This window comes from Asticcacaulis sp. YBE204, assembly GCF_000495855.1.
Classification (GTDB): Bacteria; Pseudomonadota; Alphaproteobacteria; order Caulobacterales; family Caulobacteraceae; genus Asticcacaulis.
Genome location: NZ_AWGF01000020.1, coordinates 86,781 through 112,281, shown reverse-complemented (window position 1 = coordinate 112,281; position 25,501 = coordinate 86,781). Strand labels below are relative to the sequence as shown.

General features: G+C 58.5%; 25 protein-coding genes and 1 tRNA gene. 8 read left to right on the top strand and 18 right to left on the bottom strand.

What is annotated here, in order from left to right; all coding sequences use genetic code 11:
- Positions 1-80: 80 nt before the first annotated feature.
- On the top strand, positions 81-1,367 hold the full coding sequence (locus AEYBE204_RS38325; protein ID WP_031231555.1) for an ISNCY family transposase: 1,287 nt from the start codon (positions 81-83) through the stop codon (positions 1,365-1,367).
- Between the two features lie 27 nt (positions 1,368-1,394).
- Here AEYBE204_RS38325 and AEYBE204_RS40485 read toward each other — a convergent pair whose 3' ends face one another.
- From AEYBE204_RS40485 to dusB, 11 genes are all read right to left on the bottom strand, one after another.
- Positions 1,395-1,739, bottom strand: a complete 345-nt coding sequence (locus tag AEYBE204_RS40485) for a hypothetical protein (protein WP_155908499.1) — start codon at positions 1,737-1,739, stop codon at positions 1,395-1,397.
- A gap of 286 nt (positions 1,740-2,025) precedes the next feature.
- The gene (locus tag AEYBE204_RS38315; protein ID WP_023463961.1) at positions 2,026-2,382 is read right to left on the bottom strand and encodes a VOC family protein; all 357 of its coding nucleotides are present in this window, start codon (positions 2,380-2,382) and stop codon (positions 2,026-2,028) included.
- 70 nt (positions 2,383-2,452) lie between these two features.
- Entirely contained in the window at positions 2,453-3,382 is a 930-nt protein-coding gene (locus tag AEYBE204_RS38310) for a TraB/GumN family protein (RefSeq protein WP_023463960.1), read from the bottom strand.
- A gap of 97 nt (positions 3,383-3,479) precedes the next feature.
- Positions 3,480-5,024, bottom strand: coding sequence for an MDR family MFS transporter (locus tag AEYBE204_RS38305; RefSeq protein ID WP_023463959.1), 1,545 nt, complete (start codon positions 5,022-5,024; stop codon positions 3,480-3,482).
- Positions 5,025-5,026: 2 nt separating this feature from the next.
- The gene (locus AEYBE204_RS38300) at positions 5,027-5,467 is read right to left on the bottom strand and encodes a MarR family winged helix-turn-helix transcriptional regulator (protein WP_023463958.1); all 441 of its coding nucleotides are present in this window, start codon (positions 5,465-5,467) and stop codon (positions 5,027-5,029) included.
- A gap of 73 nt (positions 5,468-5,540) precedes the next feature.
- Complete coding sequence (hflX, locus tag AEYBE204_RS38295; RefSeq protein WP_023463957.1) at positions 5,541-6,908, bottom strand: GTPase HflX; 1,368 nt, start codon at positions 6,906-6,908, stop codon at positions 5,541-5,543.
- Positions 6,909-6,938: 30 nt separating this feature from the next.
- Positions 6,939-7,187 (bottom strand): RNA chaperone Hfq, encoded by a 249-nt coding sequence (gene hfq / locus AEYBE204_RS38290; RefSeq protein WP_023463956.1) that lies wholly within the window; start codon positions 7,185-7,187, stop codon positions 6,939-6,941.
- 164 nt (positions 7,188-7,351) lie between these two features.
- Entirely contained in the window at positions 7,352-8,218 is an 867-nt protein-coding gene (locus AEYBE204_RS38285; protein ID WP_023463955.1) for a D-amino-acid transaminase, read from the bottom strand.
- A 71-nt stretch (positions 8,219-8,289) separates the two neighbouring features.
- The gene (locus AEYBE204_RS38280; RefSeq protein ID WP_023463954.1) at positions 8,290-9,693 is read right to left on the bottom strand and encodes a sigma-54 dependent transcriptional regulator; all 1,404 of its coding nucleotides are present in this window, start codon (positions 9,691-9,693) and stop codon (positions 8,290-8,292) included.
- A complete protein-coding gene (locus AEYBE204_RS38275; RefSeq protein ID WP_023463953.1) occupies positions 9,693-11,954 on the bottom strand; it encodes a PAS domain-containing sensor histidine kinase in 2,262 nt (753 codons plus the stop codon). Before AEYBE204_RS38275 ends, AEYBE204_RS38280 begins: the two co-directional genes overlap by 1 nt.
- A gap of 120 nt (positions 11,955-12,074) precedes the next feature.
- Complete coding sequence (dusB, locus tag AEYBE204_RS38270; protein WP_023463952.1) at positions 12,075-13,061, bottom strand: tRNA dihydrouridine synthase DusB; 987 nt, start codon at positions 13,059-13,061, stop codon at positions 12,075-12,077.
- A gap of 62 nt (positions 13,062-13,123) precedes the next feature.
- Here dusB and AEYBE204_RS38265 point away from each other — a divergent pair, with 62 nt between their 5' ends.
- Complete coding sequence (locus AEYBE204_RS38265) at positions 13,124-14,263, top strand: bifunctional 2-C-methyl-D-erythritol 4-phosphate cytidylyltransferase/2-C-methyl-D-erythritol 2,4-cyclodiphosphate synthase (RefSeq protein WP_023463951.1); 1,140 nt, start codon at positions 13,124-13,126, stop codon at positions 14,261-14,263.
- Positions 14,264-14,531: 268 nt separating this feature from the next.
- Here the strand turns inward: AEYBE204_RS38265 and AEYBE204_RS38260 are convergent, their stop codons facing one another.
- From AEYBE204_RS38260 to AEYBE204_RS38240, 5 genes are read right to left on the bottom strand one after another with little or no spacing between them, the layout of a single operon-like run.
- Complete coding sequence (locus tag AEYBE204_RS38260) at positions 14,532-15,344, bottom strand: MBL fold metallo-hydrolase (RefSeq protein ID WP_023463950.1); 813 nt, start codon at positions 15,342-15,344, stop codon at positions 14,532-14,534.
- Positions 15,341-16,120, bottom strand: a complete 780-nt coding sequence (locus AEYBE204_RS38255) for a TatD family hydrolase (RefSeq protein ID WP_031231552.1) — start codon at positions 16,118-16,120, stop codon at positions 15,341-15,343. The genes AEYBE204_RS38260 and AEYBE204_RS38255 overlap by 4 nt, the downstream gene beginning before the upstream one ends.
- A 21-nt stretch (positions 16,121-16,141) precedes the next feature.
- Positions 16,142-17,149 carry a DNA polymerase III subunit delta' gene (locus AEYBE204_RS38250; protein WP_023463948.1) on the bottom strand — a complete coding sequence of 336 codons (1,008 nt, stop codon included), beginning with the start codon at positions 17,147-17,149 and terminating at the stop codon, positions 16,142-16,144.
- A gap of 1 nt (position 17,150) precedes the next feature.
- Positions 17,151-17,789, bottom strand: a complete 639-nt coding sequence (gene tmk / locus AEYBE204_RS38245; RefSeq protein WP_023463947.1) for a dTMP kinase — start codon at positions 17,787-17,789, stop codon at positions 17,151-17,153.
- A 44-nt stretch (positions 17,790-17,833) separates the two neighbouring features.
- Positions 17,834-18,553, bottom strand: a complete 720-nt coding sequence (locus AEYBE204_RS38240) for an SPOR domain-containing protein (protein ID WP_235068273.1) — start codon at positions 18,551-18,553, stop codon at positions 17,834-17,836.
- Positions 18,554-18,764: 211 nt separating this feature from the next.
- On the opposite strand from AEYBE204_RS38240, the gene AEYBE204_RS38235 reads away from it, so the two are divergent.
- The 4 genes from AEYBE204_RS38235 (at position 18,765) to AEYBE204_RS38225 (ending at position 19,539) form a co-directional block, all read left to right on the top strand.
- A tRNA-Ser gene (locus tag AEYBE204_RS38235) sits at positions 18,765-18,854 on the top strand.
- A 92-nt stretch (positions 18,855-18,946) separates the two neighbouring features.
- Positions 18,947-19,114 carry a hypothetical protein gene (locus AEYBE204_RS40480; protein WP_023463945.1) on the top strand — a complete coding sequence of 56 codons (168 nt, stop codon included), beginning with the start codon at positions 18,947-18,949 and terminating at the stop codon, positions 19,112-19,114.
- Positions 19,115-19,123: 9 nt separating this feature from the next.
- A complete protein-coding gene (locus tag AEYBE204_RS38230) occupies positions 19,124-19,369 on the top strand; it encodes a hypothetical protein (RefSeq protein ID WP_023463944.1) in 246 nt (81 codons plus the stop codon).
- Positions 19,354-19,539 (top strand): hypothetical protein, encoded by a 186-nt coding sequence (locus AEYBE204_RS38225; RefSeq protein WP_023463943.1) that lies wholly within the window; start codon positions 19,354-19,356, stop codon positions 19,537-19,539. The genes AEYBE204_RS38230 and AEYBE204_RS38225 overlap by 16 nt, the downstream gene beginning before the upstream one ends.
- A 7-nt stretch (positions 19,540-19,546) precedes the next feature.
- On the opposite strand, the gene AEYBE204_RS38220 is transcribed toward AEYBE204_RS38225, so the two are convergent.
- Positions 19,547-20,320 (bottom strand): hypothetical protein, encoded by a 774-nt coding sequence (locus AEYBE204_RS38220; RefSeq protein ID WP_235068270.1) that lies wholly within the window; start codon positions 20,318-20,320, stop codon positions 19,547-19,549.
- On the opposite strand from AEYBE204_RS38220, the gene AEYBE204_RS40125 reads away from it, so the two are divergent.
- Both AEYBE204_RS40125 and AEYBE204_RS38215 read left to right on the top strand, forming a co-directional pair.
- The gene (locus AEYBE204_RS40125) at positions 20,292-20,534 is read left to right on the top strand and encodes a sulfurtransferase TusA family protein (protein ID WP_155908497.1); all 243 of its coding nucleotides are present in this window, start codon (positions 20,292-20,294) and stop codon (positions 20,532-20,534) included. The two genes, AEYBE204_RS38220 and AEYBE204_RS40125, sit on opposite strands and share 29 nt — an antisense overlap.
- A gap of 134 nt (positions 20,535-20,668) precedes the next feature.
- On the top strand, positions 20,669-21,994 hold the full coding sequence (locus tag AEYBE204_RS38215) for a diguanylate cyclase domain-containing protein (protein ID WP_023463941.1): 1,326 nt from the start codon (positions 20,669-20,671) through the stop codon (positions 21,992-21,994).
- Here AEYBE204_RS38215 and mfd read toward each other — a convergent pair.
- Positions 21,991-25,497 (bottom strand): transcription-repair coupling factor, encoded by a 3,507-nt coding sequence (gene mfd, locus AEYBE204_RS38210; RefSeq protein WP_031231547.1) that lies wholly within the window; start codon positions 25,495-25,497, stop codon positions 21,991-21,993. The genes AEYBE204_RS38215 and mfd overlap by 4 nt on opposite strands.
- Between the last annotated feature and the right edge of the window lie 4 nt (positions 25,498-25,501).

Genomic DNA, 25,501 nt, shown 5'->3' with positions numbered 1-25,501 from the left:
CAAAATGCAAATGTCAGTGCCACGCAAATTAGACGTGTCAGTCTCCTCCGGTCGGATTTGGCCATGTGGAGGCAGAAGCCATGCGGGTACTGACTATGAGCGATACAGAGCTGAACAAGCTGGAAGTCATACGTGACGTCGATCTTGAACGGATGCCGGCGCGTGCCGCGGCTGTCGTGCTTGGGATAAGCGAGCGACAGGTTTGGCGATTGTTGAAGCGCTACAGGCTACAAGGTGCCGGCGGTTTGATTTCACTGAAGCGCGGTCAGTCCAGCAATCGTAAGACGCCATACGACGTCCGGTTGGCTGTCATGGCTGTCGTCAGGGCCAACTATGCGGATTTTGGGCCGACGTTCGCAGCTGAGAAGTTACATGAACTGCATGATCTGAGCGTGTCGCGTGAGACGCTGCGGGCCTGGATGATCGAGGATGGTCTTTGGCAACCGCGTAAAAAGCGTCGCGGACGCGTGTATCAGCCGCGGTATCGGCGTGACTGCGTAGGCGAACTGATCCAGATCGACGGCTCGGATCACCGCTGGTTCGAGGGCCGCGGCCCTAAGTGCACCCTGCTCGTCTTTATCGACGATGCCACCAGCCGCTTGATGCATCTACAGTTCGTTCAGACGGAATCGACTTTCGCATATTACAAGGCGACCCGAATCTACCTTGAGACTCATGGCAAGCCGATCGCGTTTTACAGCGACAAGCACGCGGTATTCCGCGTCAACAAGCCTGGTGGTGCCAATACCGACGGCCTGACGCAATTCGGTCGAGCTTTGAGCGATCTGAACATCGAGATCATCTGCGCCAACTCCAGCCAGGCCAAGGGCCGTGTCGAGCGCGCCAACAAAACGCTGCAAGACCGTCTGGTCAAGGAACTGAGGCTCGCTGGCGTCAGTTCAATGGCCGATGGCAATGCGTTTCTTCCTGGTTTTATCGCTGACTATAACGCCCGCTTCGCCAAGCTTCCCGCCAACCCAAAGGACCTGCACCGAGCCATGACCGACCGTGACAATCTCGATGACACCTTCACCTGGCGTGTGGAGCGCACGCTATCTCAGGCGCTGACCCTGCAATATGAGAAAGTGCTCTTCATCCTGGAGCCTACCGAAGCGGCTCAGTCGGCCATCGGTAAACGCGTTACCGTCTACGACTATCCCGACGGTCGGCTGTTAATCCGCTACGAAGGTCAGGATCTCTTCGATAAAATACGTCAGGTCAAGCAGACATCGGTCGTTGAGAACAAGCGTCTGGGCAGTCTTCTCGACCTGATCAAACAGAGTCAGGAAGCGAACCCAACGACCTACCGAACCCACAAAGGCCCCAAGCGTCGAGACCAATCCGGGCATATGTTCGATGTTGGTTAGCCAGGCATCCGGTCACAACCAGTCGCGTTAAGATGACCAGCAGCCCAATGGCGAACCAAAAATACCGGGCGCGGAGAGATTGTCTATGCAGGTCCCCCAAAAGCATACAAACCTGTCATTCTTCGGCTGATAAATGAGCCAGTAGCCATTAGAATGAGCAACACATTCTCCAGAGACTACCTCTCCTACCTGGGCGTCGGGAAGTCCTGGCTCAGCGATTTTGGCGGTCACAGCGAACGGCTGACAAACTGCTTCGAGCAAGCTGCTTTCCAAGCCTGCTATATAGCTTTCGGCGTCCCAACCAGTGCCGATGTAGACATCACTAACATCATGGATTTGCGCTTTAAGGCGCTCTATCGGATCAACGGACATGTCATCGACTCCTGCCTGAACGTAATATTCATGGTGTTGGACCGTTCTGCAACGCGATCAAAGAGTTGACAGACAAGTTTGCTACCAAACATTTGAGGTGTTGAAATTATTGCCAGCGTCGCACCGCAAAAAAACAGAAGGGCGACGGGCGGAACGGCGCTGCGCTGGCTTGAAAGCTGCGCGCCTCCCCCGCCCGACTGACATTTCTATTTGGCACAAACCGCGACATTTCTAATCGGCCTAGACATTATCGAGCGATATTTACACGCCGGCTTTGTCGCCACTCTTACAAAGGTTGATAAAGCTCGACCTTGATCCCGGCTGGATCGACGAGCCACGCGAAACGTCCATAGGATTCATCCATCCGCCCTGTCGGTTCGACGCCCTGCGCCTTGGCCGCTTGCAGAACGCCGTCGATGTCGTCCACGATAAGATTGACCATGAAGCTGGCTGTCGACGGTTCGAAATAGGTCGTGTCGGCGGCGAATGGCGCCCAGGTCGTATGACCTATGCCCGGGTGCGCGAACATGGCGCCGCCCCATTCGGTGATCTCGAAACCCAGGACTTTGGCGTACCAGTCCTTTACCGCCGTCGGATCGGCTGCCTTGAAAAACACACCACCCAGTCCTACTACCTTCGCCATATGAGCACCTTCCATGAAAGTGTCAGGCTACGCTGAAACATAGGCGGCGGCAATGGTGCGCGCCGTGCCCTCAATCCAGTGGTGCAGACACACGATAACCCTTGGCGCGCAGGCGTTCCAGCACGCCGCTCTTGCGCAGCAGCAAGGCCAGCGGAAACACAGCTACGGTCTTGCCAGGTCTGGTCAGAGCGTCGCTGACGGCAGTGACGGAATCGGTGACGCTGCGATTCAGTGTCGCCGTTGCCGCCGGAGATCCCGACAGGCATTTCATCAGGGCCGAACCCTGATAGTGGGCGCGGACCGTAGCAATATCGCCGATCGCCCAGGCCTTGGCGGCCACCGGCGCGCGATCGATATCGAAATCGATGTCGTCCAGCGTATGGCTCAGACACGCCTCACCCGCCTCTTCGCTCATGGCATTGACCGCCTTGAACAGCGGACCCGCGTCGTAGCGCCCGGCGGCCTTGACGGGCACACCGGCGGATCGTGCCAGACCTTTGATGGTGGAAACGGGCTCGTTCTCGCTCAGACCGTACTTTTGCAGGACTTCACGGCGCAGACGCGCTCCGGCCCAAACCGGTTTGTCACGGGCAAAATCCCTGATCGGAATACCGGCCCGTTTTGCCGTCTTTTCGTAACGGTTATAAAGGTTTGCCGGCAGGCCATCCTTCAAGGTACTACGGTTCGGCAGCCCCTTTTGGGACATAAGAGACCACAGGTCGCCCGGACCGGTGCTGCTGTCGGCGGGCGTGATTAGGCGATTGGCACCGCGCAAGGCATTTTCCACCCGCTTCGTGGCCCATTTCTGCTTTTTCGGAAATACCGGCAGGACGCCAATAATGATCACCTGACTGTCACCATCCGTGACGCGCCACAAGGCAGGACCGACACCCGGCTTGCCGCGCACCACAACCTCGGTTTCCGTGGACGACCAATCCTCCTGAGCTTGCGCAGCAGGCGGTAAGGCGAAAAGGCACAGCAAGATCAGAACACGAATCATAAAAGCGACTTTGCCGCAGATTCACGACAGTTTTTTAGAGCGATACGCCGAAAAGTGTGACGCGGTGTCTGGCTTTAATATCGCGACACTCTGACGCTTAATGGTCCGCCGCTACCGTCGACGTTTCCGCCGCCCCGCTTTTGTTGATCCGAATAAGCAGCAGCAAGGGAATAGCCGCCAGAGTGAGGATAAACATCAACCAGAACCCGTCGACATAGGCGATCATTCCCGCCTGACGCGTCACCTCGGAATTAAGCGAGGCCAGAGCGCCTCCCCCGCCGCCATTGAGATAGGCGCTCAGGGCCGAATTATCCTGCGTCAGATGATCGGCGATATTGGCATGCGCTTCCTGACTGTTGCGCGCCCACAAGGCCTGAATGACCGCGATCCCGATGGAGGAACCGATATTGCGAACAAGGCTATAGATGGCCGTGCCGTCGGCGCGCAGATGTGGCGCCAAGGTCTGAAACGTCGCCGCCGACAGCGGCACGAAGACCAGCCCCAGACCGACGCCCTGAATGACACCTGGCCAGACGATGTCCTTTTCCGACAGGACCAGCGTATAGGAACACATCAGCCACAGCGAGAACGCCGTCAGACCAAAACCGACCGCTAGAATCAGCCGCAGATCGACCTTACCGACCAGTCGCCCGACGATGAACATGGCCAGCATGGTGCCAAGACCCGACGGTGCCGTAACCATTCCGGCCAACTCCGCCGGATAGTGCAGAAGGCCTTGCAAGAGTTGCGGTACCTGCGCCCGCGTCGCGAACAGGATCATACCGACCAGGAAGATGAACAGCAGCCCGGTCAGGAAATTCCGATTGGTGAGTAGACGGTAGTCAAGGAAGGTTTCGCCCGCCGGACGCGTCGCCGTATGGATAACGAAATAGGCCACCGCGATGGCGGCGATGATGGCTTCCAGCCAGATTTCAGCCGAGGAAAACCACTCCAACTGCTCGCCACGATCGAGCATCATCTGCAAGGCGCCGATGGCAATGCTCAGCGCCGCGAATCCGTACATGTCGAACTTTACCCGCCGCGCGCCGGGCTTGGACGGAATAAAGCGCCAGATGCCCCACAGGGCCAGCGCCCCCACCGGGAGATTGATGAAGAATACCCAGCGCCAGTCGTAATTGTCAGTCAGCCAACCGCCCACCGTCGGCCCCAGAATCGGCCCGATCATGACACCCATGCCCCACACGGCCATCGCCGACCCGTGCTTTTCGCGAGGATTGATGTCGAGCAGAGTCGCCTGTGACAGCGGCACAAGTGCAGCACCGAACGCACCCTGAAGCACGCGCGCCAGAACGATTTCGATCAAATTACCGGAAATGCCGCACAGCATCGACGCGACCGTAAAACCGCCGATCGACCACAGAAACACGGTCTTGATGCCGAAACGGTCGGACAGCCAACCGGTCAGCGGCGTCGCGATGGCGGTGGCCACGATGAACGAGGTCAGCACCCAGGTAATCTGATCGATTGAGGCGTTCAGACTGCCCTGCATGTGCGGCAGGGCGACGTTGGCAATGGTGCCATCGAGCGCCACGATGATGGTCGCCAGCATGATCGAGAAGGTGATCATCGTCCGTTCGCGCGGGGTTATAATCCCCTCGCCTGTTTCCGTCGACACACTCATCGTCAGGACTCGTTTATAAAATTTTGTAATTGTTCCATTATATCCGCCGCCACGGCCAATTTTTCCGGATCGAGACGCGAAACGGTCTCGGCACGGAAGGCGTCCGCCTCCTGCTTGACGCGGGCGAACACCTTGTGGCCGTCATCGGTCAGGACGATATGTTTGACGCGCCGGTCGGCCTCAGAACCCACCCGTTCGACAAGGCCCAGCTTCACCAGCCGGTCGATCATCGACACCATACTGGCACCTTCGACGGACAGGGCCTGCGCCAGGTCGCTTTGCGATGGCGGGGTTTCAGATTTGGCGATCAGCGCGATGGTCATCCAGCCGGATTCGGACACGCCCAGATCGCGCAGGCGTTTATCGAGCGCCCCGCGCCACAGTCGCGCGGTCGCATGGAGGGCTTTGGAAAAGCGTTCTTCGGGCGATATGGGGGAAGACATAGAAAGACACCTAATAATTAGATATCTAACTATTAGGTGTGCAATCGTTTTACAAGGGGTGGATCAAGTTATTTTACCACTGCTCCTGCGGCTTGATCGAACCGGTCATCTGCTCGTAGCGGCCAAGCGCCTGATCGGACAGCTTGACCTTCAGGTGGATATAGCCCTGCTCATCATCGAAACGGCCCAGTACGCGGCCCTGATTATAGAGGAAGGCCAGTAACTGCCCGTCCTGCGGCGCCAGTTCGACATCGATCTCGGTGCCGGCCTCGTCGACCTTTTGGGCGATATCGGTCAGCAGCCTCTCGATGCCCTCTCCCGTGATGGCCGAGACCATGTGCGGCTTGTTCACTGCCCGGTCGGTCACCGCGCGGGCATAGAGGATGTCCTTGGCCTCATCATCGAGCAGATCGACCTTGTTCCACACCTCCAGCATCCGCGACGTATCGAGTTCCGGATGGATGTGGTTGAGCACCTGCATGACGTCGTGGCCCTGCGCCTCGGCTTCGGGGTTCGACATGTCGCGCACATGCAGGATCAGGTCGGCCTCCAGCACTTCTTCCAGCGTGGCGCGGAAGGCCGCCACCAGTTCGTGCGGCAGGTCCGAGATGAAGCCCACCGTGTCCGAAATGATCGCCGCCCGCCCGTTCGGCAGTTTCAGCGTCCGCAGCGTCGTGTCGAGCGTCGCGAACAGCATGTCCTTGGCCAGCACCTCGGCGCGGGTCAGGTGGTTGAACAGGGTCGATTTGCCGGCATTGGTGTAGCCGACCAGCGCGACGATGGGATACGGCACCTTCTTGCGCGCGTTGCGATGCAGGTTGCGCGTGCGGCGGACCTCTTCGAGATCGCCTTTCAACACCTTGATCTTGTCGGCGATCATCCGGCGGTCGAGTTCGATCTGGGTTTCACCGGGGCCACCGGTCGTGCCGGTGGCGCGCTGACGCTCAAGGTGGGTCCAGGTGCGCACCAGACGCGACTTTTCGTATTCCAGTCGCGCCAGTTCGACCTGAAGCTTGCCTTCCTTGGTCCGCGCGCGGCGGCCAAAGATTTCAAGGATCAGACCGGTGCGGTCGACGACCTTCTTTTCCCAGGCCTTTTCGAGGTTACGCTGTTGAATAGGCGTCAAGGTGGTGTTGATGATCACCACATCGGCCTCGACCTCGTCGCACAGGTCGGCGATTTCCTCGACCTTGCCGGAGCCGAATAGGGTGGCGGGATTGGGTTTACGCACGCGGGCGGTATGGGTGGCGGCGATTTCAAGGTCGAGCGCGATAGCCAGACCCGCCGCTTCGTCGATGCGTGACTCTTCGTAACGACGCGCAACAGAAATGCCCTGCGGTTGCTTCACCGAAGGCTGCGCTCCCCCATGCGTGTTCATGTCAGGGTCGATAATGACCGCACGCTGGATGCCCGGTGTGCGGTCTATAAATTTCGTGGTCAATCTTAAGCCTTAAAAGCTGAACCGACGATATCAGTCGTCGGAATCTTCTTCCTGCTCGTACAACTGAACGGGTGCGGCCGGCATGATGGTCGAAATCGCGTGCTTGTAAACCAGTTGCGACTGACCGTCGCGACGCAGGAGCACACAGAAATTATCGAACCAGCTAACGATGCCCTGAAGCTTGACGCCGTTGATCAGGAAGATGGTGAGAGGGGTTTTGGTTTTGCGGACGCTGTTAAGGAACGTGTCCTGCAGGTTTTGTTTCTTTTCGTGGGACATTAGTCAGCCCTCTTGTTTGGATTTTCCGGAGGCAAAAGCACCTCCACACAGAAAAAGGTAAAAGTCGGAAATTTACAATACCGCATGAGTACATAAATCCGTGAAGTATCATAGGCGACAAACACCCTTAGTTACAACCGCCCTAGCGTAAAATATTATTACGTTCAGACACCTGCCGTGCGACGCGCCCGCTCTATATAGGTCTGCCGGAGTGTAAGTGCCACCTCTCCCGGTTTTCCGTCGCCGATAATATCGGTGTCGATCATGATCACCGGCATGACAAAGGTCGAGGCCGCCGACAGGAAAACCTCTTTTGCGGCCTTGGCCTCAGTGAGGGTGAACGCGCCTTCGGAAACGTCGAAGCCCGTCTCGCGCAGGATCTCCAGCAGGCCGATCCGCGTCACGCCGGGCAGGATATTGGCCTTGAGGCTGCGCGTGCGGACCTCGTTTTCGTGAGTCACGATATAGACATTGGCCGAGCCGCCTTCGGTCACCAAACCTTCGCCATCGACGAAGATTACATCGGACGCGCCCGAATCGCGCGCTGCCTGCTTGGCCAGCACGTTGGGCAACAGGCCGACGGTCTTGATATCGCAACGGCCCCAGCGGTTATCGGGTGCCGAAATCACCTTGATGCCCTTTTCGACCTTGGCCAGAGCGGCCTGACGATCGACGGATTTGGCCGTGATGACCAACGCAGGCTTTACGGGTGTCGTCGGGAAGAAATGATCGCGCGGGGCGACGCCGCGGCTGACCTGAAGATAGACAAGCCCCTCAACGATGCGGTTGCGGCGGATAACCTCGTTCAGCACCACGACCAGCGACGCCCGCGACATCGGCATGTCGATGCGCAGTTCGCGCAAGGAGCGCTCCAGTCGATTCAGATGTCCGCCCAGATCGGCCAGTTGCCCGCCGAAGACCGACCAGACTTCGTAAACCGCATCCGCGAACTGATAGCCGCGGTCTTCGATATGGACGGCAGCATCGGCGTGGCGCGTATAGGCGCCGTTGACATAGGCAATTCGGGACATGATTTATCTCAGATAAAGACTCAAGGGGCCTCAGGCCCCTTGAACCCCATAACCTATCCCAGCCGAAGTCTCTACAGGTCTTCGTCTTCCGGGCTGCGGATATGGGCCAGGCCGAGGCTTTTCAGCTTGCGGTGCAAAGCCGAGCGCTCCATGCCGATGAAGTTGGCCGTGCGCGAAATATTGCCGCCGAACCGCACGATCTGCGACGACAGATATTCGCGTTCGAACACTTCGCGGGCATCGCGCAGCGGCAAGGCGATGATGCGTTCCGGACGTATGGCACCGGCCACCGCCGATTCCACCACCTCCGCCGGCAGCATCTGCGCCGTGATCGGTTCGGACGGGTCGCCCGACGCCAGAATCAATAGACGTTCCATATTGTTGCGCAATTGCCGGACATTGCCCGGCCATTCGTGTACCTGAAGCGTCGCCATCGCATCTTCCGACAACCGTCGCTTCGGCAAACCCTGAGCGCTGGCGATACGCTCGATGAAATAGGTAACCAGTTCGGCGATGTCGCTGCGGCGCTCGCTTAATCCCGGCACGCGCACCGGCACCACGTTCAGACGATGGAACAGGTCTTCGCGGAAGCGACCGGCGGCGATTTCCTGCGACAGATCCTTCGAGGTCGAGGAAATGACCCGTACATCGACCTGCACGTCGTTGACGCCGCCGACGCGGACAAAGCGCTGTTCGACCAGCACCCGCAAGATACGCCCCTGGGACTCGAGCGGCATGTCGGCCACTTCGTCGAGGAACAATGTCCCGCCGTGCGCGCGCTCGAACACGCCGATCTTGCGCGGACGCCCGCCCTCGCCTTCTTCGCCGAAAAGCTCGACATCCAGACGCTCAGGTGTCACACCGGCTGAGGAAATCGGCACAAATTCGCACTTGGCGCGCGGGCTGGCGTCGTGGATCATTCGCGCCACCAGTTCCTTGCCGGACCCCGCGGGGCCGGAAATCATGATGCGCGAATTGGCCCCGGCGACCTTGGAAATGGTGGTACGCAGCAGTTGCGCCGCCGCCGAATTGCCCACCAGACCGTCCGGCACCACCGCCTGATTACGCAGGCGCTTGTTCTCGCGGCGCAGCGCCGCCACTTCGAGTGCCCTCTGAATAACCATGATCAAGCGTTCGGTTTTAAACGGCTTTTCGATAAAATCATATGCGCCGCGCTTGATGGCCGAGACGGCCGTTTCGATCGTACCATGACCGGAGATCATGACCGCCGGGATATCCGGATCGAGCTCGCGAATGACGTCGAGCAGTTCCAGCCCATCAAGCCCGCCACCCTGCATCCAGATATCGAGCACGACCAGCGACGGCTTGCGCGCCTTCACTGCCCGCAAGGCCGCGTTGGAATCGGCAGCCGTCCGCACGGCATAGCCTTCGTCCTCAAGAATACCCGCGATCAGCTCGCGGATATCGGCCTCATCGTCGACCACCAGAATATCAACGCCCGAAGAGACTTTCATCACACCCTCATCATTCTGGTCCCGTTATCCGGGGCCTCACTCGTTACCGGCTGGCTTTGGGTCTTGGGCAACCGCAGGATCGCCCTCGCCCCACTGAGATGGACGGCGTCCGCCAGATAGAATTCGCCGCCGTGGTCTTCCAAAATGCGCTTGACGATCGCCAGCCCCAGGCCCGTGCCTTTTTCGCGCGTGGTCACATAGGGTTCAGTCAGGCGATCGCGGTCCTTATCCGGCAACCCGATGCCGTCGTCCTCTATTTCGATGGTAAGGAAGCCTTCTTCCTGACGCATCTCGACGCGCATTTGCCCACCCTCGCCGCCCTCGCCCGTAGCCATATGACGCGAAGTGATCGCCTCGCCGCCGTTTTTCAGCACATTACCCAATGCCTGCGCCAACATCCGACCGTCGCAGACGACGCTGACTTCGGGCAGCGGCTCGGCGATCTCGATCTGCACGTCAGGCTTGGCGACGCGCTGGGCGAACACCGCATGACGGATAAGCTCGGCGGCGTCCTCTTCGGCAAAATTCGGCACCGGCATCCGGGCAAAGGCCGAAAACTCATCGACCATGCGCCCGATATCGCCGACCTGACGCACAATAGTGTCGGTCAGGCGGTCGAAGGTTTCCCCGTCGGTTTCAATCTGCACCCGGTATTTGCGTTTGAGGCGCTCCGCTGACAACTGGATCGGCGTCAGCGGGTTCTTGATTTCGTGCGCGATACGTCGCGCCACGTCTTTCCACGCGGCGTTACGCTGAGCGGCCACCAAACGCGTGATATCGTCGAACGTCAGAACCGCACCACCGGTTTCCAGCGACGAGGCGCGCACGCGGACGCGACGCGTTTCGCCCTTGCGCACCAGATCGACCTCGGCTTCCTCGACCTTGTAGGGCGTCACCTTATCGAGCAGTTCGGAAATTTCGGGTGCGAGATCGCGGATATGCCGCCCCAGCGCTGCATCGACGGCTTCAGACAGGAAATTGGCGGCGTGGCGGTTGATCGCCGAAATATTCTCGAATTCATCGAGGCCGACGATCCCGGCCGAGATTTCCGACAGCACGGTTTCGATAAAGCGCCGCCGCTCCTCGGCTTCCTGATTGGCGGATTTCAGCGCCGCCTGCTGGGTTTGCAGGTCGCTGGTCATGCGGTTGAAGGCGCGCGACAGGACGGCGATGTCTTGCGATTGCTTATCGGTCATCACGCGTGCGTTGAGATCCCCTGAGGCCACCTTGTCTGCGGCCTGCACGAGTCGGGCCACGGGGACCGCGATCGAATCCGCCGCCGAGGTCCCGACCCAGATCGCTCCGATGAGGACCAGCAGGACGGTTTCCATATAGGCCAGCGCGAAGACGCCTTGAACGCGGGCGGAATTCTCGGACGTTTCGCGCAGGTCGGCGATGGCGCTTTGGGCGCTGGCACCTTTGTCCATAATCCCGTCGGGCAAAACCTTTACGCCATAAAGCTTTGCGCCATTGTAGCCTTGCAGGGGGTAGATAAGCCGCACGGCGTCGGGTGCCGAAAAGACGCCCGCATTGATGTCGCCTTCCGAGGCCGTGTCGATGGCGTTCTGGGACGGCGTCAGATAGGGCGGCGCGCCGGGATTTTCCGCTCGCGCCAGCACCTGCCCGCTGTCGTCGATCAGATAGACCGCCGTCAGTTCCCCGCGTATCGAAATGAGATCACGCATGGCCAGCCCGAAGCTGAGCCGATTAGGGAAAAGTTGCTTCATATAGGGACGTTGCAGATCGCGCGCGACGTCGGTCAGGGTGTCAGTGGCTGTGTTGACCTGTGAATCGAAATAGGTCTTGGCGATGAAGGCGCCGTTTTCGACCGACGACTGCACGCGGTCGGAAAACCACGTCTCGACCCCGCGATTGACCAGGACGCCGAAAAAAAGGGCTACGACAAATGCTGGCGTCACGGCGGCCAAAGCGAACATGGTGACGAAGCGTACGTGCAGACGCGCCCCGGCGTCCGCGCCGCGCGTCCGCGCCAGATGGAAGACGCGCCGCAGGACGAAAAAGCTGAGGGTCAGCAATAGCGCCAGATTGAGGCAAACCAGAACAAACAGCACCGGGCTGGAGGGGCCCAAAGGTCCTGATCCCGGCGCGGCGATGATCATCCAGATAATGAAAGCGGTAATCAGGGCCGATAGCGCATAACCTAAGGCCAGCCCCATACGTCCGCGTTCGGTGCTTTTCAGCCCCCGCGACAGCCGCATGCGCCAGAACTCAAGGCGACGATTTACGCTTGTGCCCTTCAAGACCCACTTCCTTCAACGGCCTCAAGCCGCGTGACATTTGCGCACTACTGTGTCCAAATATCAACGCTAATGTTGCATGAAAGCGGCAAAATTTTAAGATTTTAGCAATATTTTATGCTTTTAGATCATCAGGATGCGCAGTTCGCGTTCCACGATGTGTACATCATCGAACCGGCACAACCGGGCCTTGTCCTGACGCCGAACGATGGGATCGGGATGATAATCGCTGGCCTCGATATACCAGCCCAAGTGCTTCTTGAACATTTTCAGCCCCAGCACACTGCCATAGAAGCTCAGGCTGTCGTGCAACTGCTCTACAACAATATCCAGTCGTTGGGCAGTTGTAGGAGCATCTGCACTCTCGCCATTAAGGCTGGCGTCGAGTTGCGCCGCCAGCCACGGACGCCCGTAGACACCGCGCCCTATCATCAGCCCGTCGGCCCCCGATTGCGCCAAAGCGTCCTTGGCGCGATCGCCATCGGTAATGTCGCCGTTGACGATGACGGGTATGCATACGGCGGCTTTGACCGTTTTCACAAAAGCCCAGTCCGCTTCGCCTTTGTAGAATTGCTGCCGCGTGCGACCGTGGACGGTCACCGCCTGAATACCAATAGCTTCGGCCCGCCGCGCCAGATCGGCGGCGTTGCGGCTATTATCGTCCCAGCCCATACGCATCTTGACCGTCACCGGGCGTTTCGTCGCCGTGACCGCAGCCTCCATCAGACGCGCCGCCGTATCAGGTTCGCGCATCAGGGCCGATCCGCACAGCACGCCGGTGACTTCCTTGGCCGGACAGCCGAAGTTGAGGTCGATGATATCCGCTCCCGCCGCCTCCGCCAAGGCCGCTCCGCGCGCTATAAAGGCTTCATCTCGGCCGATCAGTTGCACGATCTTGAGCCCGGCATGGTCGCCCAGTTGTGCCTTGCGCACGACATCGGGTCTTCCGCGCTCCAGTTCGGCACAAGCGACCATTTCAGTTGCCGCGTAGACGGCCCCCAGCTTCGAGGCCATCTTACGGAACGGCAGGTCCGACACGCCGGTCATCGGCGCAATAAGCGCCCGCCCGCCGATCTCGACATCTCCGATTTTCAAACCTTTATAGCTCATAGGGGCGAAATAGCCGTGAAAAGGGCTTTGCGCAATGGGCGCGGTGTCGCTATGGGTGACGCATGACATTCCACGCGATCATCGTCGCCGGCGGTTCGGGTCAGAGATCCGGCGGCAAGAAACAATGGATGCCGCTCGGCGGCAAGCCCGTCCTGCGCTGGTCCATCGATGCCTTTGCGGCGGCGGACGCTGGTGAAATCGTCGTTGTTGTCCCTGCCGAAGACCTCGACCAGGCGAGACTTGTCCTCACAGATATGCCCGTACGTCTCGCCACAGGCGGTACGTCGCGCGCGCAATCGGTGCAGAACGGGCTGGACGCCCTGAGGGACATTGCTGCGATGGCGGACATCGTGATGGTGCATGACGCGGCGCGGCCATTGCTCACCTTTGAATTAATTGAGGCCTTAAGACAGCGCCTGCAAACGGCGCCCGCTGCTATTCTGGCCCTACCCGTAACTGACTCGCTGAAAAAAGCCGACGGTGCGCTCATCGTTGATGCCCCGGCGCGCACAGATCTGTGGCGCGCCCAGACGCCTCAGGCGTTCCGGTTCGGCGATATTACCGACGCCTATGCCGCCTGGCCTGCGGACGAAGAGGCCACCGATGAGGCCATGGTCGCCGATCGCGCCGGTATCCGGGTCGAGATCGTCGAAGGCGCCGCCCGTTTGCAAAAACTGACCTACCCCGAAGATTTCAAAGTGCTGGAGGCCTTCATGTCCCCTACCCGGATGCGTATCGGTCAGGGTTTCGACGCGCACCGCTGGGGGCCGGGCGAAAGCGTCTGGCTTTGCGGGGTTGAAATCGTCCACGATCAAACCCTTATCGGCCATTCCGATGCGGATGCAGGCTTGCATGCGCTTACCGATGCGCTGCTCGGCGCCGCCGGTCTGGGCGACATCGGCGATCATTTCCCGCCCACCGATCCGCAATGGAAAGGCGCATCGTCCGATCTGTTCCTGAAACACGCCTGCGACCTGATCCGCAACAAGGGAGGTGAGATCGTCAATCTCGACGTCACCCTGATCTGCGAACGGCCCAAGATCAAACCCCACCGCGAAGCCATGTGTGAGCGTCTGGCCCAAATAACCGGCACGCGCCTCGATCAGGTGAGCGTCAAGGCAACAACGACCGAAAAGATGGGTTTTACCGGACGGGAAGAAGGTCTGGCGGCCCAGGCCGTGTGTCTGATCACATTGCCGTAACAATTGCGCCGCATTGCAGCATTTTTTAAAATGCTTAAAAAGCATTATTTTTCAACAAAGAAAAATTTTATACCGCCGTTGTGTGTGTCTTTTTTGCCAATCTTCACACCTTTACCCCGCGTAGCAGCAAATTGTCACGTGACAGGGGTTTTGTCCTGTGATTTTGTAGACGGGTTCGGGGTGGCCTGTTCATTAAAGTGTGTTTTAAATTTACTTTAAATTTTTTCTCTAAGCTTTTGCCTGTTTAACCACCCCGAACAGGCTTCTCTCACATTTCGATGTCGATGATCATCTGATCATAGGCGACTTCGACGCCATCGGGCAGTTGCGCCTTCAATTCCTCGTAATCCATATCCTGATGCAGATTGGTCAGAATCGTCCGTTCAGGGCGCACGCGTGCCGCCCACTCCAGCGCCAGTTCCAGATGCGCATGGGTCGGATGTGGCTGATATCTCAGAGCATCTACGATCCACACGCGAATGCCGTCCAAAATGCCAAAGCTGTCTTCCGGCAATCCGCTGATGTCGCTGGAATAGGCGACATCACCGATACGGTACCCTACCGACCGGATCGGCCCATGTGCCTGATCGAAAGTCTTTACCCCTACTTCGCCGCCCACCCCGCTCAGAAACCACGTTGCACCGAAATCCGGCACGCGGCGGGGGTCGCAAATCGGCGGATATCCCATCTTGCCCGTAAAGACGTAACTGAACCGCGACGTCAGCCCCTCATAGGTCGCCGCATCCATATAGCCGGGTACCTGCATTTTGTTGAGTAAGGCAAAAGCCCGCATGTCGTCGATGCCGTGCGTCTGGTCGGCGTGATCGTGCGTCCACAAGACCGCGTCGAGGTGCTTGATACCCGTCTGCATGATTTGAGTGCGAAAGTCGGGGGATGTATCGACGACGATATTGGTGGTCTGGGTCGGATTTGACGTATCGAATGCCTGAAACAGGGCCGAACAGCGGCTACGGCGGTTTTTGGGATTTTCCGGATCACACCGACCCCAATAGCCATCGGCACGCGGCACGCCGGTCGAGCATCCAGACCCCAGGATCGTCGTTTTCAGTATCCGGGTCATGGGCGCGGTATCCGATCAAATAGGTCGTAAAAGGCATTCGTCGTGCGGGTAATCGTCTCCTCGCGCGTCCAGCCCCGAATTTCCGCCAATTTATCGTAGACGTGGGTCACATAGGCCGGCTCATTGCGTCGCCCGCGCATCGGAATCGGCGCCAGATAAGGGCAGTCTGTCTCGACGATGATGCGATCGGCGGGCATTTCGGCGATGATATCGCGTACATCCTGCGCCGCCTTGAAGGTCGCTATTCCTGAAACCGAGAAATAAGCACCGATATGCGCCGCCTTACGCGCTAGGTCTGCACCCGACGTATAGCAGTGGAGCAGGAAGGTGAATGGTCCACGTTCATGTTCTTCGCTGAGAATGTCCCACATCACATCGTCGGCTTCACGCGTATGGACGACCAGCGGCAGACCGCTGTCGCGCGCGGCATTGACATGGGTGCGGAACACCGCCGCCTGAACATCGCGTGGGCTGAAGTCGTAATGGAAATCCAGCCCGCATTCGCCAATGCCCACGATCTTCGGGTGCTCGGCTAGCGCCAACAGATCCGCCACGGTCAAGTCCGGATTTTCGCGCGACTCGTGCGGATGCGTTCCCACCGTCGCCCAGATGTCGGCATTGTCCGCCGCCAGCGCATAGACCGCCTCGAAATTCGACACCCGATCGCTAATATTGACCATCAAGCCAACCCCGGCTACACGCGCGCGGTCGATTACCGCTTGACGATCCTCATCGTATTGCGGCGCGTGGAGGTTGACGTGACTATCGATAAGCAAAACAGAACCTCATAAAACAGTTTAATTAATCGCCCGTATCTCTTTGATGATAGACCAGAAATATTCACCGCGGTCGAGGTTGACGCCTTCCGTTTCAGGCAGAACGACGTTCAGTCGCGTCCATAGCTCAGACCACATCTTGCCCCGTGAGGGTACATCGGCGCTCAGAGCTTGATCGCGCACCCGTTCGCTCAGGGCATTGATAAACTGACTGAACTTCTTCGGCCCATCGATCTTGCTGTTATTGGTCTTGAAAAGGGTCATCAGCGGCAAAAGCTCGAACCGCGAAGGGGGCGTTTTCGACAGCAATTTCGCCGCAAGCTCATCCATCTCAAGCGCTCCGTCTTCCCATAGTCGCAGAGCGCGTCCCGGCGAGCCCTTGGCCATCACCACCAGCCGCTCAAGTGTTTCTTCGGGTAACTCCGTGCGGCTTTCGACAAAGCGATGCACCAAGGCATCGTCCCACGGCGAAAAACCCAGACGTCGGCAGCGCGACCGGATGGTCGGCAGCAATTTACCGGGCGAATGCGATATCAAAAACAGGATGCCGCGTTCAGGGGGCTCCTCAAGAATTTTCAACAAGGCATTGGCTGAGTTGATATTCAGGTCATCGACAGCATCGACGATGCAGACGCGATAGGCCGAGCGCGACGGCGCCTTGGAAAAGAACTCGCCGACTTCGCGCACGGCATCGACGGTGATATTCTTGCGAGTCTTGCCATCTTTTTCTTCGCGCTCCAGCACCAGCAGGTCGGGGTGAGACTGCGCCGTGATAAGGCGCGCATCGGCATCTTCCGGCGACATCCCCAGCATACCGTAACCCCGGTCGCGTTCATGTCCCATGAGGTAACGCGCCGCCCGATAGGCAAAGGTCGCCTTGCCGACCCCCTCAGCCCCGCACAGCAGCCAAGCATGATGCAATCGCCCCCGCGACAAGGCTTCGAGAAACGCGTGCTCCTGGGGCTCGGCATTTATCAGGTCGAATACGGCCCGCGGATGCGCTACGCGGTTGTCTTCCTCTTCCGCCATTTCAAGCCCCCTTCAAAGCCGGAAAGGCCCCCGCAACCACTGCCCATATATCTGCCGTCAGGGTCTCGATGGGGCGGTCGGCGTCGATGACCCGATAACGCTGTCTATCGGTCGCCGCGCGGGCAATAAAACCCTGCCTGAGCCGCTCGTGAAAGGCCAGCCCCTTTGACTCGAAGCGATTTTCTTCGCCGCCGCGTGACAGAGCGCGGGCCAGTCCGGCTTCGACCGGCATGTCCATGACGATCGTCAGGTCGGGCTGCGTGTCGCCGACGACGGTTTGATCCAGTTGTTCGATAAATTCGGCCGTCACCCCGCCGCCTGCGCCTTGATAGGCGCGAGTCGAGTCGGCGAAGCGATCGCAGACCACCCACGCGCCACGCGCCAGCGCCGGTCGTATGACCTGCTCCAGATGGTTGGCGCGCGCCGCATACATCATCAGGGTTTCCGATACCGGCGACCAGCGTCCCGCATCACCGTTGACCAGCAGATCGCGCAGGGCTTCGGCACCACCGGAACCGCCCGGTTCGCGCGTCTGGACGACCTCAAGCCCTTGCTCGCGCAACCGGGTCACCAGCGCTTTTACCTGCGTTGATTTGCCGGCGCCCTCGCCGCCTTCAAATGTGATGAATCGTCCGCTCATGACAGGGATAAATCGGCAATTCCCGCCCCTAACACAAGCTCAATCTAATCGATCCGCGTCAAAATCGCGTCGAAGTAACCGGCGGCCAAAACTTCCTGCCGGCGTAGTTCGGCTTTTTGTGCGCCTTTGAACGGCCCCAGATAGACCACGTACAGGCCGCGCGCCTTATCAATGCGGCCATTGAGCGCATTCTTGACGCGTTCGGCGTTGTCTCGTTCCGAAAACGCCCCGATCTGGACGCGATACTGACGGTCCTCGTCATCAGAACGCCTGGGGGCTTCGGCATAGGTGGCCTTGGCCGCAGACTCCGCCGGGCCGACGAATTTGAGCCTGACGCGCGCCGTACCGGTTTCATAAACCCCCAGGGCTTTGGCCGCGCCTTTGGACAAATCTATCAGCCGATCATCGACAAACGGCCCCCGATCGTTCAGTCGCAACCGGATTGTACGCCCGTTATCGAGGTTCGTTACCTCGACGACCGACGGCAACGGCCATGTTTTGTGGGCGGCAGAGATGGCGTTCGGGTCGAACCGCTCGCCATTGGCGGTCATATTCCCCGATTCTGCGCCGTACCAACTCGCCACACCCGTCAGCGTATCGCCCTTGTCGGGGATGTAGGGCTTATAGGTTTCACCGCGGATCTTATAGGGCCTTAGATTGGCACTTTTATACTGAGTATCGGCGGCCACCTTAGGGTCGGAGACACCGCCGTTGAACTTCGTCCGCGGCCCCGCACAGGCCGTCAGCAACACAAGAGCAGACACGGCCAGCAGAAGGCCGTTTGGTTTTCGGATTGGGAATGGTGTGCGGCACATGGCGGCTTTTCCGAAAAGCGACTCACCTTTTGGAGCCGACAAGTTCAGCCTAAACAGAATTTGAAAAATCTTGGTTAAGGCGAATATCTGAACGCAAATTCTTTTTGCGCCCCTTGGCAAAGCCAATGTCGCAAGCTAAGAACGCCATCCCACTCCTGATGGACAGATGGCCGAGTGGTTTAAGGCAGCGGTCTTGAAAACCGCCGTAGGTGGAAGCCTACCGTGAGTTCGAATCTCACTCTGTCCGCCACCCCTTACCGTCTTTTTATCCCTATACCGCTCCGCGACGGCTTATTTTTACACGAGGCCTGATACCTTTGCTGGGTTGCAAGGGAGACCCCTATGGTTGACGCGCAAAGCACTCTTTCCGACCGCATGCACGAAGCCGAGCGATTGAGCCATCGATACGTCAATCCGGGCCTTACACCCGCCGGATGGGCCGTGGCGGCATTGACCGGCCTGACCGTCGCCGTGGCCATGACGGCGATCTACCGTCGGCTACCGGTTTAGGGAAACGACATGGCTCTTACTCTGAATGACGATGATATCAAGGCCTTGAACCGGTATATCGATACGCTGCTAGAAGCTTTTCGCAGCGGTCATATCGACCAATACAAGGCGCGCGCCGATCTTGAGCACGTTATTACGGCTGCGGCAGCCGACGACGCCAGCGTTCTGACATTCGTGCGCACAGAGCCATCTGAACTGGCTCAGACTAATGGCGACAGTAGCAGAACGGATGAAAGCCTATGGCCATCGGGTTGAGCGATATAGAGCAGCAATCGCTTCGGCATTATCTTGACCTTAGCCTGTCGGATATGAAGGCCGGCCTTGAGGAGAAAGACCGCGTCCGAGGCGAAGTCTTGCGCCTTACACTGGCTGCCGCACAAGACGATTCAAGTTTTCTGGAATTTATACGTCTCGGTGTAGATTGAAATCTGGCTATTTCTTATCCCGAAACGGTGATTTTACCGGTGGCTTTTCAGAAGGTTTTTCGGAATTCAAGCCTTGCATTTCACCCCGCGCCGCCGCACCACCGATGGCAGGCAAGGCGACGGTTTGATAGTCGGACGGAATGACGAACCATTTAGCATCCTGCGGTCCCGAAGCCAGAGCGGCGACTTCAAATAAGGGTGTGCCACGTCCTTTCTGCGTCATTTGCAGAATCACGCCGCTCGTATCCACGCAGACCACCCCCGCCTGATTCAGGTAACCCTTGAATTCGATCAGTCGGCAAGCTTGTCCTGCCTGAAGCGACGAGCCGATAGGCTTCAATGTTGCACCCCGGTCTTGCAATGTCATCAGATCGATCGGCAACGGCAGCAGAGCCGGGGCCCGGTCGAGAGGAAATACCAATGCCGTGCGTTTGCCGCCAGCCGCCACAAGGCTGATCAATAGCCCGCGGTCCTGATCGGCGATATAGGTTTGCAAGATGCCCCCAGAAACGATGTCGATGCGCGTCTTGTTGCCCGATCGGCGCAGTTCGACGGGGTTTTCAAATCCAGCGAGGCGAATTTTGGCATAGAGATCAGGCACGATCTGGGCCTGAGCGGGCAAAACCAGACTGATCAGAAAGCCAATTGTCATTAGCAGGCGCATGCGAAATCCTCTCAGAACTTGATTTTGCCGGGATTCGACGGCAGTAACCAAGCCGTAAAACTCAATCCAAGCCTTTTCGAGGCCACGCGTGAAAGTTGATTCTGCTTCATTTGTCATCGACGCGCGAGGGCATAGATGTCCGGTACCGACCTTACGACTTAAAAAGGCGATGAACGAACGGCCCGAAGTAGCGTTTGTTCTGCTCGCCGACGATCCAATGGCGCAAATTGACGTGCCGCATTTTTGCAATCAAAACAATTATATGCTGCAATCAATAGAACTATTAAATAAATTTTGGCGGTTCAAAATCCAGCGCAACCTTACGGATTGATGCCTGTCTTAGTGTCGCGTTTACCAATCAAAAACAAGAATCATCTATAGCTTTTTTCTCTGTCGGCTTTCGGGCCACTTTTCGCTATATTGCTGCCATCCGAATAGTATCGTGCATCCCGAGGAGCGTATCATTTGACGATTCAGGCGCGTCTGCTTCTGCTGGCCAAGGATCAGCAATGGCCTGAACGTCTGGGGGCGGAACTGGATCGTCTGGGTTGGCGCACGATCACGGCCTATCGTGATGACGCGGCTCTGGCCTGTATTGGTGATCTTCAGATCGAAGCCGTGCTAATCGATGGCGCGCACCCGGCTTGTTCACTGGACCTTGTCGAGAAACTTCGCGCGGCGTGCGCCCCTCGCCGCCTGCCGATCATTCAGATGACCGATCCTGGAACCTATAATGTGCCGACAGGCTGGGACATGGTTTATAGCCGCGACGCACATGCTCAGCAAATATTACTCGGTCTGGAGCATATGGTTCGCGCCAATGTCGCTGAGGAAGAGTATGAACTGCGTCGTGAAACGCTTGCATCGCTGAATATTCCTGCCCCTGACATCGATGATAGGGCGCCGCTGGCCATACTTTCCGTCGGTCAGGCCGATCCGGACTTTTTAGGCCTTAGCCATACCCTGCGGACTCACGGGACCGACGTCTATGCAGCCTTTACCAGCTATTCCGCTTTCGACTATCTGCACGACAAGACTTTTGACGCCGTCATACTCTGGGGTCGCGACTCGATTTCGGAACCTCTGTCGATTGCATCGGGCATGCGACGCAATACACGTCTGTATCACACCCCGGTATTTCTGCGTCTGCAAAAGCCGGTAGACCTCGATCTGGGCGACGCCTTTCTACGTGGGGTGAACGATGTCTCGGCCGTTGGCGCTTCCGAAGCTGAAATTGCTGATCGGGTTATGCGACTGGCACGTGCTCACCGCCGCCAGACCAATATCCGCAAGGCGCTCGAAGCCTTGAACCATAGCGAGCATATGGATAAGGGCACAGGCCTGTTCACGCGCGACCTGTTTGCCGCTCATCTGGCGCGTCTGTCGAACGCCGCATCTGAACGCAACCGCCCTCTGAGTGTTTGTGTGTTAAAGATTTCCGAGAGTCCGGAAATTACTCAGGCGCGCGCCCGCAAAGCGCTCGACCGCGCCATGCCGCAGATCGGTTCTATGATCTCGCGCCTGGTACGGGCCGAAGACACCGCCGGTCGGTTGTCGACCGAAGTCTTCGCCCTTGCCCTGCCCGCGACCGCCGAAGGTGCCGCTCGTATCGTCGGCGAACGCATCAGCGCCGTAATCGGCTGCACTGCCTTCGAAGCCGGCAGCGGGAAATCGCCCTTCGTGGTTGAATTTGACGTCGGCGTCGCGGAAATGCTGGAAAACGAACCGGTATCGGCCGCCCTGACACGGGCGGCTGAACAGATTCGTCCCAGCTATGGTCAAGCGGTTTAACCTGTCGCGACTCCGGCCAACTGCGTCATGATCTTTTCTGCCGCCACCAGACGCGCGGCGGCTTCCGGCCACTCGCCACGTACCAGCAGCTTCTGATCCGGACGCAATTTCCAGTCGTTCGGACGTGCCTGAATAAGCCCGATTAATCCCATCGGATTGGCGAAGGTATCGTTCCGGAATGTAATGACCGCGCCTTTCGGCCCGACATCGATCTTGGCGACATTGGCTTCACGGCACAGGCCTTTGATCCCAACCACCTTCAACAATTGCTCGGCTGCCTCCGGGATCGGCCCGAAACGGTCGATCAGTTCGGCCGCCAGCGCTTCTCGGTCTTCACGCTTTTCGGCTTCGGAGACACGACGATAGAGCGACAGGCGCGTATTGAGATCCGGGATATAGTCTTCCGGGATCATAATGGCCGCCCCGGCATTGATCTGAGGCGACCAGCTGCGGTCGTCGACGACCTGATCGTTGCGGCTGCGCAATTCAGCCACCGCGTCTTCCAGCATCTGTTGATAGAGTTCGACGCCGATTTCGCGGATGTGGCCCGACTGTTCATTGCCGAGCAGATTGCCGCCCCCGCGAATGTCGAGATCGTGACTGGCCAGTTGAAACCCGGCCCCCAGATTATCAAGTGATTGCAAGACCTTGAGACGCTTTTCTGAGGCATCGCTTAAGATATGGTGTGGCTGCGTCGTCAGATAGGCGAAGGCGCGTGTCTTGGACCGTCCGACCCGACCACGGATCTGATAGAGTTGCGACAGGCCGAACATGTCGGCGCGATGAACGATCAGGGTATTTGCCGTTGGTACATCCAGGCCCGACTCGACGATCGTCGTAGCGAGCAGCACATCGTATTGGCCGTCATAGAAGGCCGTCATGACCTCTTCAAGCTGGGTCGGCGTCATTTGACCGTGACCTACGATGAACCTGACCTCCGGCACCTGTTCACGCAGGAAACGCTCGACATCCGGCAGATCTTTCAGACGCGGCACGACATAATAGGCTTGTCCGCCACGGTATTTTTCCCGCAGCAGGGCTTCGCGAATACTGACGCCGTCGAACGGCAAAACATAGGTCCGCACAGCCAGACGATCGACCGGCGGCGTGGCGATGATCGACATTTCGCGGATGCCCGACAATGCCATTTGCAGGGTACGCGGGATCGGCGTTGCCGACAGGGTCAACATATGTACATCGGCCCGGAAGCTCTTGAGCTTCTCCTTGTGCTTGACGCCGAAATGCTGCTCTTCATCAACGATTACAAGGCCCAAATCCTTGAAGCTGACCTGTTCTGCAAGGAGCGCGTGGGTGCCGATGACGACTTCGACTTCACCGTTTTTTAAACCATCGCGGGTTTCATCGGCTTCCTTCTTGGTGACCATGCGCGACAGATGACGGACGCGGATCGGCCAGCCCTGAAATCTTTGGGAAATCGTCTTGAAATGCTGACGCGCCAGAAGCGTGGTCGGGCAGATGATCGCCACTTGCTGACCCGACATGGCCACGACGAAGGCGGCACGCAGAGCCACCTCGGTCTTGCCGAAACCGACATCGCCGCAGATGAGGCGGTCCATCGGCTGCCCCTTGGCGAGGTCTTCCAGCACGTCGTGGATGGCGTTGAGTTGGTCCTCGGTCTCTTCATAGGGAAACTGAGCGCAAAACTCGTCATAGAGCCCCGACGGCGGATCGATCTGTTGCCCCACCTTGAGCGCCCGCGCTGCCGCCAGCTGAATCAGGCCGTCGGCCATCTCGCGCAGCTTTTCCTTGGCTTTGGATTTGCGCGCCTGCCAACTGGCCGAACCCAGCTTGTCGAGTTGCGCGCTGTCGCTATCGGCGCCGTAGCGCGTCAGCAGGTCGATATTTTCTACCGGCAGGTACAGCTTGGCATCGGCGGCGTATTGCAGTTCCAGACAATCGTGCGGCGCATCGTTGACACTAAGGGTTTTCAGGCCTTCATAGCGCCCGATGCCATGCTCGATATGCACGACCAGATCGCCCATCGACAAGGATGAGGCTTCGGCCAGAAAATTATTAGCTCTCCGTCGCTTACGCGGGCGGGCCAACCTATCACCTAAGATATCCGTTTCGGAAATGACGACCAGACCTTCGGTCTCATACCCCTGATCAAGTGGCAGGACGGCGCGCTGGATCGGCTTGGCCTTGGTACCGGCTACGCCGAAGGCTACGGCGTCGGCATAGTCCTTCGCCAGTCGGGTCTTGTCGAGCCCATGGTCGGCCAGCATGGCCCCCAGACGGTCTGAAGACCCTTCGGTCCACGAGGCGAACAGCACGCGTTTGCCCATCTTTGACTTAGCCCTGGCATGCTCGGCGACGGCGCTGAACAGATTAACGCTGTCCTGAAGACGTTCCGGTGCAAAGCTGCGGCCTGTACGTGCCCCCAGATCGACATGTCCGGCGTCATCGCGCTGAAACGACTCGAATTGACGCACACGCCCGCGCGTCAATCCCTCACGCCATTGGTTATCCTTGAGATAAAGCCGTTCGGGTGGCAAGGCCCTGTAACCACTGTCGAGCTTTACCGCACCCTTGGCCATGACGCGGGCATCGATCGAGCCTTTGCGCGACTCGTAGGCATCGATAATCGTTGCCTGCCGCTCGTCGAAAGCCGCGTCTGCCAAAGCGTCGAGCAGGATAAGCGTCCCTTCCGGCAGATAGTCGAACACGCTGTCGAGGTGGTTATAAAACAGCGGCAGCAGGGTTTCGACACCCTGACGCCGGATACCTGAAGACACGGCCGCATAGAGGGGATCGTCGCCCGGCGCACCGAAGTTTTCCAGATAGCCTTGCCGAAAACGGCTTATACTTTTCTCGTCGAGCAGGATTTCGCTGACGGCCATGAAGTCGATCTGCGTCACCTGTTTTAGAGAGCGCTGGGTTTCCGGATCGAAACTGCGGATCGTTTCCAGCGTATCTCCGAAGAAATCCAGACGCACCGGTTCGGATTGGCTAGGCGAAAACACATCAACAATACCGCCCCGCACGGCAAATTCACCGCGTTCCGATACGGTCGATACCCGGTTATAGCCGTTACGCGTGAAATAGGCTTCGAGTTCGTTCGTATCGACGCTCTGTCCCGGCCTGAGAGACAGGAAGCTGTCCTTCATGGCTTCGCGTGGCGGCACCTTCTGGCTGAGTGCCGAGGCTGTCGTCAGGATAAGGACGGGTTTGGCAGGTTTGGCACCAGACAGAGCCTGTAGTCGTGTCAGCCCGTGCATACGCTGCGCGATCAGCCCCGCCGTCGGGCTGACCCGATCATAGGGCAGACAGTCCCAGGCCGGAAAGCGAATGATACCCAGATCGGGGGCGTAAAAGCCCAACTCCTCGGCGACGCCATTCATGCGTGCGTAGTCGCGCGCGACAAACATCGCGAGCCCCTGGGAGCGAGTGAGATCAGCCGCGATCAGGCTGTCGTAACCGGGGGGACATCCGGTCAGCGAAAGGTGTCCGGCGGGCTTTATGATAGAAGTTAAATCGACCATCTAT

Coding starts and splice junctions, on each gene's coding strand:
- AEYBE204_RS38325 (WP_031231555.1), top strand. CDS start 81: ATGCGGGTACTGACTATGAGCGATACAGAGCTGAACAAGCTGGAAGTC.
- AEYBE204_RS40485 (WP_155908499.1), bottom strand. CDS start 1,739: ATGTCCGTTGATCCGATAGAGCGCCTTAAAGCGCAAATCCATGATGTT.
- AEYBE204_RS38315 (WP_023463961.1), bottom strand. CDS start 2,382: ATGGCGAAGGTAGTAGGACTGGGTGGTGTGTTTTTCAAGGCAGCCGAT.
- AEYBE204_RS38310 (WP_023463960.1), bottom strand. CDS start 3,382: ATGATTCGTGTTCTGATCTTGCTGTGCCTTTTCGCCTTACCGCCTGCT.
- AEYBE204_RS38305 (WP_023463959.1), bottom strand. CDS start 5,024: ATGAGTGTGTCGACGGAAACAGGCGAGGGGATTATAACCCCGCGCGAA.
- AEYBE204_RS38300 (WP_023463958.1), bottom strand. CDS start 5,467: ATGTCTTCCCCCATATCGCCCGAAGAACGCTTTTCCAAAGCCCTCCAT.
- hfq (WP_023463956.1), bottom strand. CDS start 7,187: ATGTCCCACGAAAAGAAACAAAACCTGCAGGACACGTTCCTTAACAGC.
- AEYBE204_RS38285 (WP_023463955.1), bottom strand. CDS start 8,218: ATGTCCCGAATTGCCTATGTCAACGGCGCCTATACGCGCCACGCCGAT.
- AEYBE204_RS38280 (WP_023463954.1), bottom strand. CDS start 9,693: ATGAAAGTCTCTTCGGGCGTTGATATTCTGGTGGTCGACGATGAGGCC.
- dusB (WP_023463952.1), bottom strand. CDS start 13,061: ATGAGCTATAAAGGTTTGAAAATCGGAGATGTCGAGATCGGCGGGCGG.
- AEYBE204_RS38265 (WP_023463951.1), top strand. CDS start 13,124: ATGACATTCCACGCGATCATCGTCGCCGGCGGTTCGGGTCAGAGATCC.
- AEYBE204_RS38260 (WP_023463950.1), bottom strand. CDS start 15,344: ATGACCCGGATACTGAAAACGACGATCCTGGGGTCTGGATGCTCGACC.
- AEYBE204_RS38250 (WP_023463948.1), bottom strand. CDS start 17,149: ATGGCGGAAGAGGAAGACAACCGCGTAGCGCATCCGCGGGCCGTATTC.
- tmk (WP_023463947.1), bottom strand. CDS start 17,789: ATGAGCGGACGATTCATCACATTTGAAGGCGGCGAGGGCGCCGGCAAA.
- AEYBE204_RS40480 (WP_023463945.1), top strand. CDS start 18,947: ATGGTTGACGCGCAAAGCACTCTTTCCGACCGCATGCACGAAGCCGAG.
- AEYBE204_RS38230 (WP_023463944.1), top strand. CDS start 19,124: ATGGCTCTTACTCTGAATGACGATGATATCAAGGCCTTGAACCGGTAT.
- AEYBE204_RS38225 (WP_023463943.1), top strand. CDS start 19,354: ATGGCCATCGGGTTGAGCGATATAGAGCAGCAATCGCTTCGGCATTAT.
- AEYBE204_RS38220 (WP_235068270.1), bottom strand. CDS start 20,320: ATGACAAATGAAGCAGAATCAACTTTCACGCGTGGCCTCGAAAAGGCT.
- mfd (WP_031231547.1), bottom strand. CDS start 25,497: ATGGTCGATTTAACTTCTATCATAAAGCCCGCCGGACACCTTTCGCTG.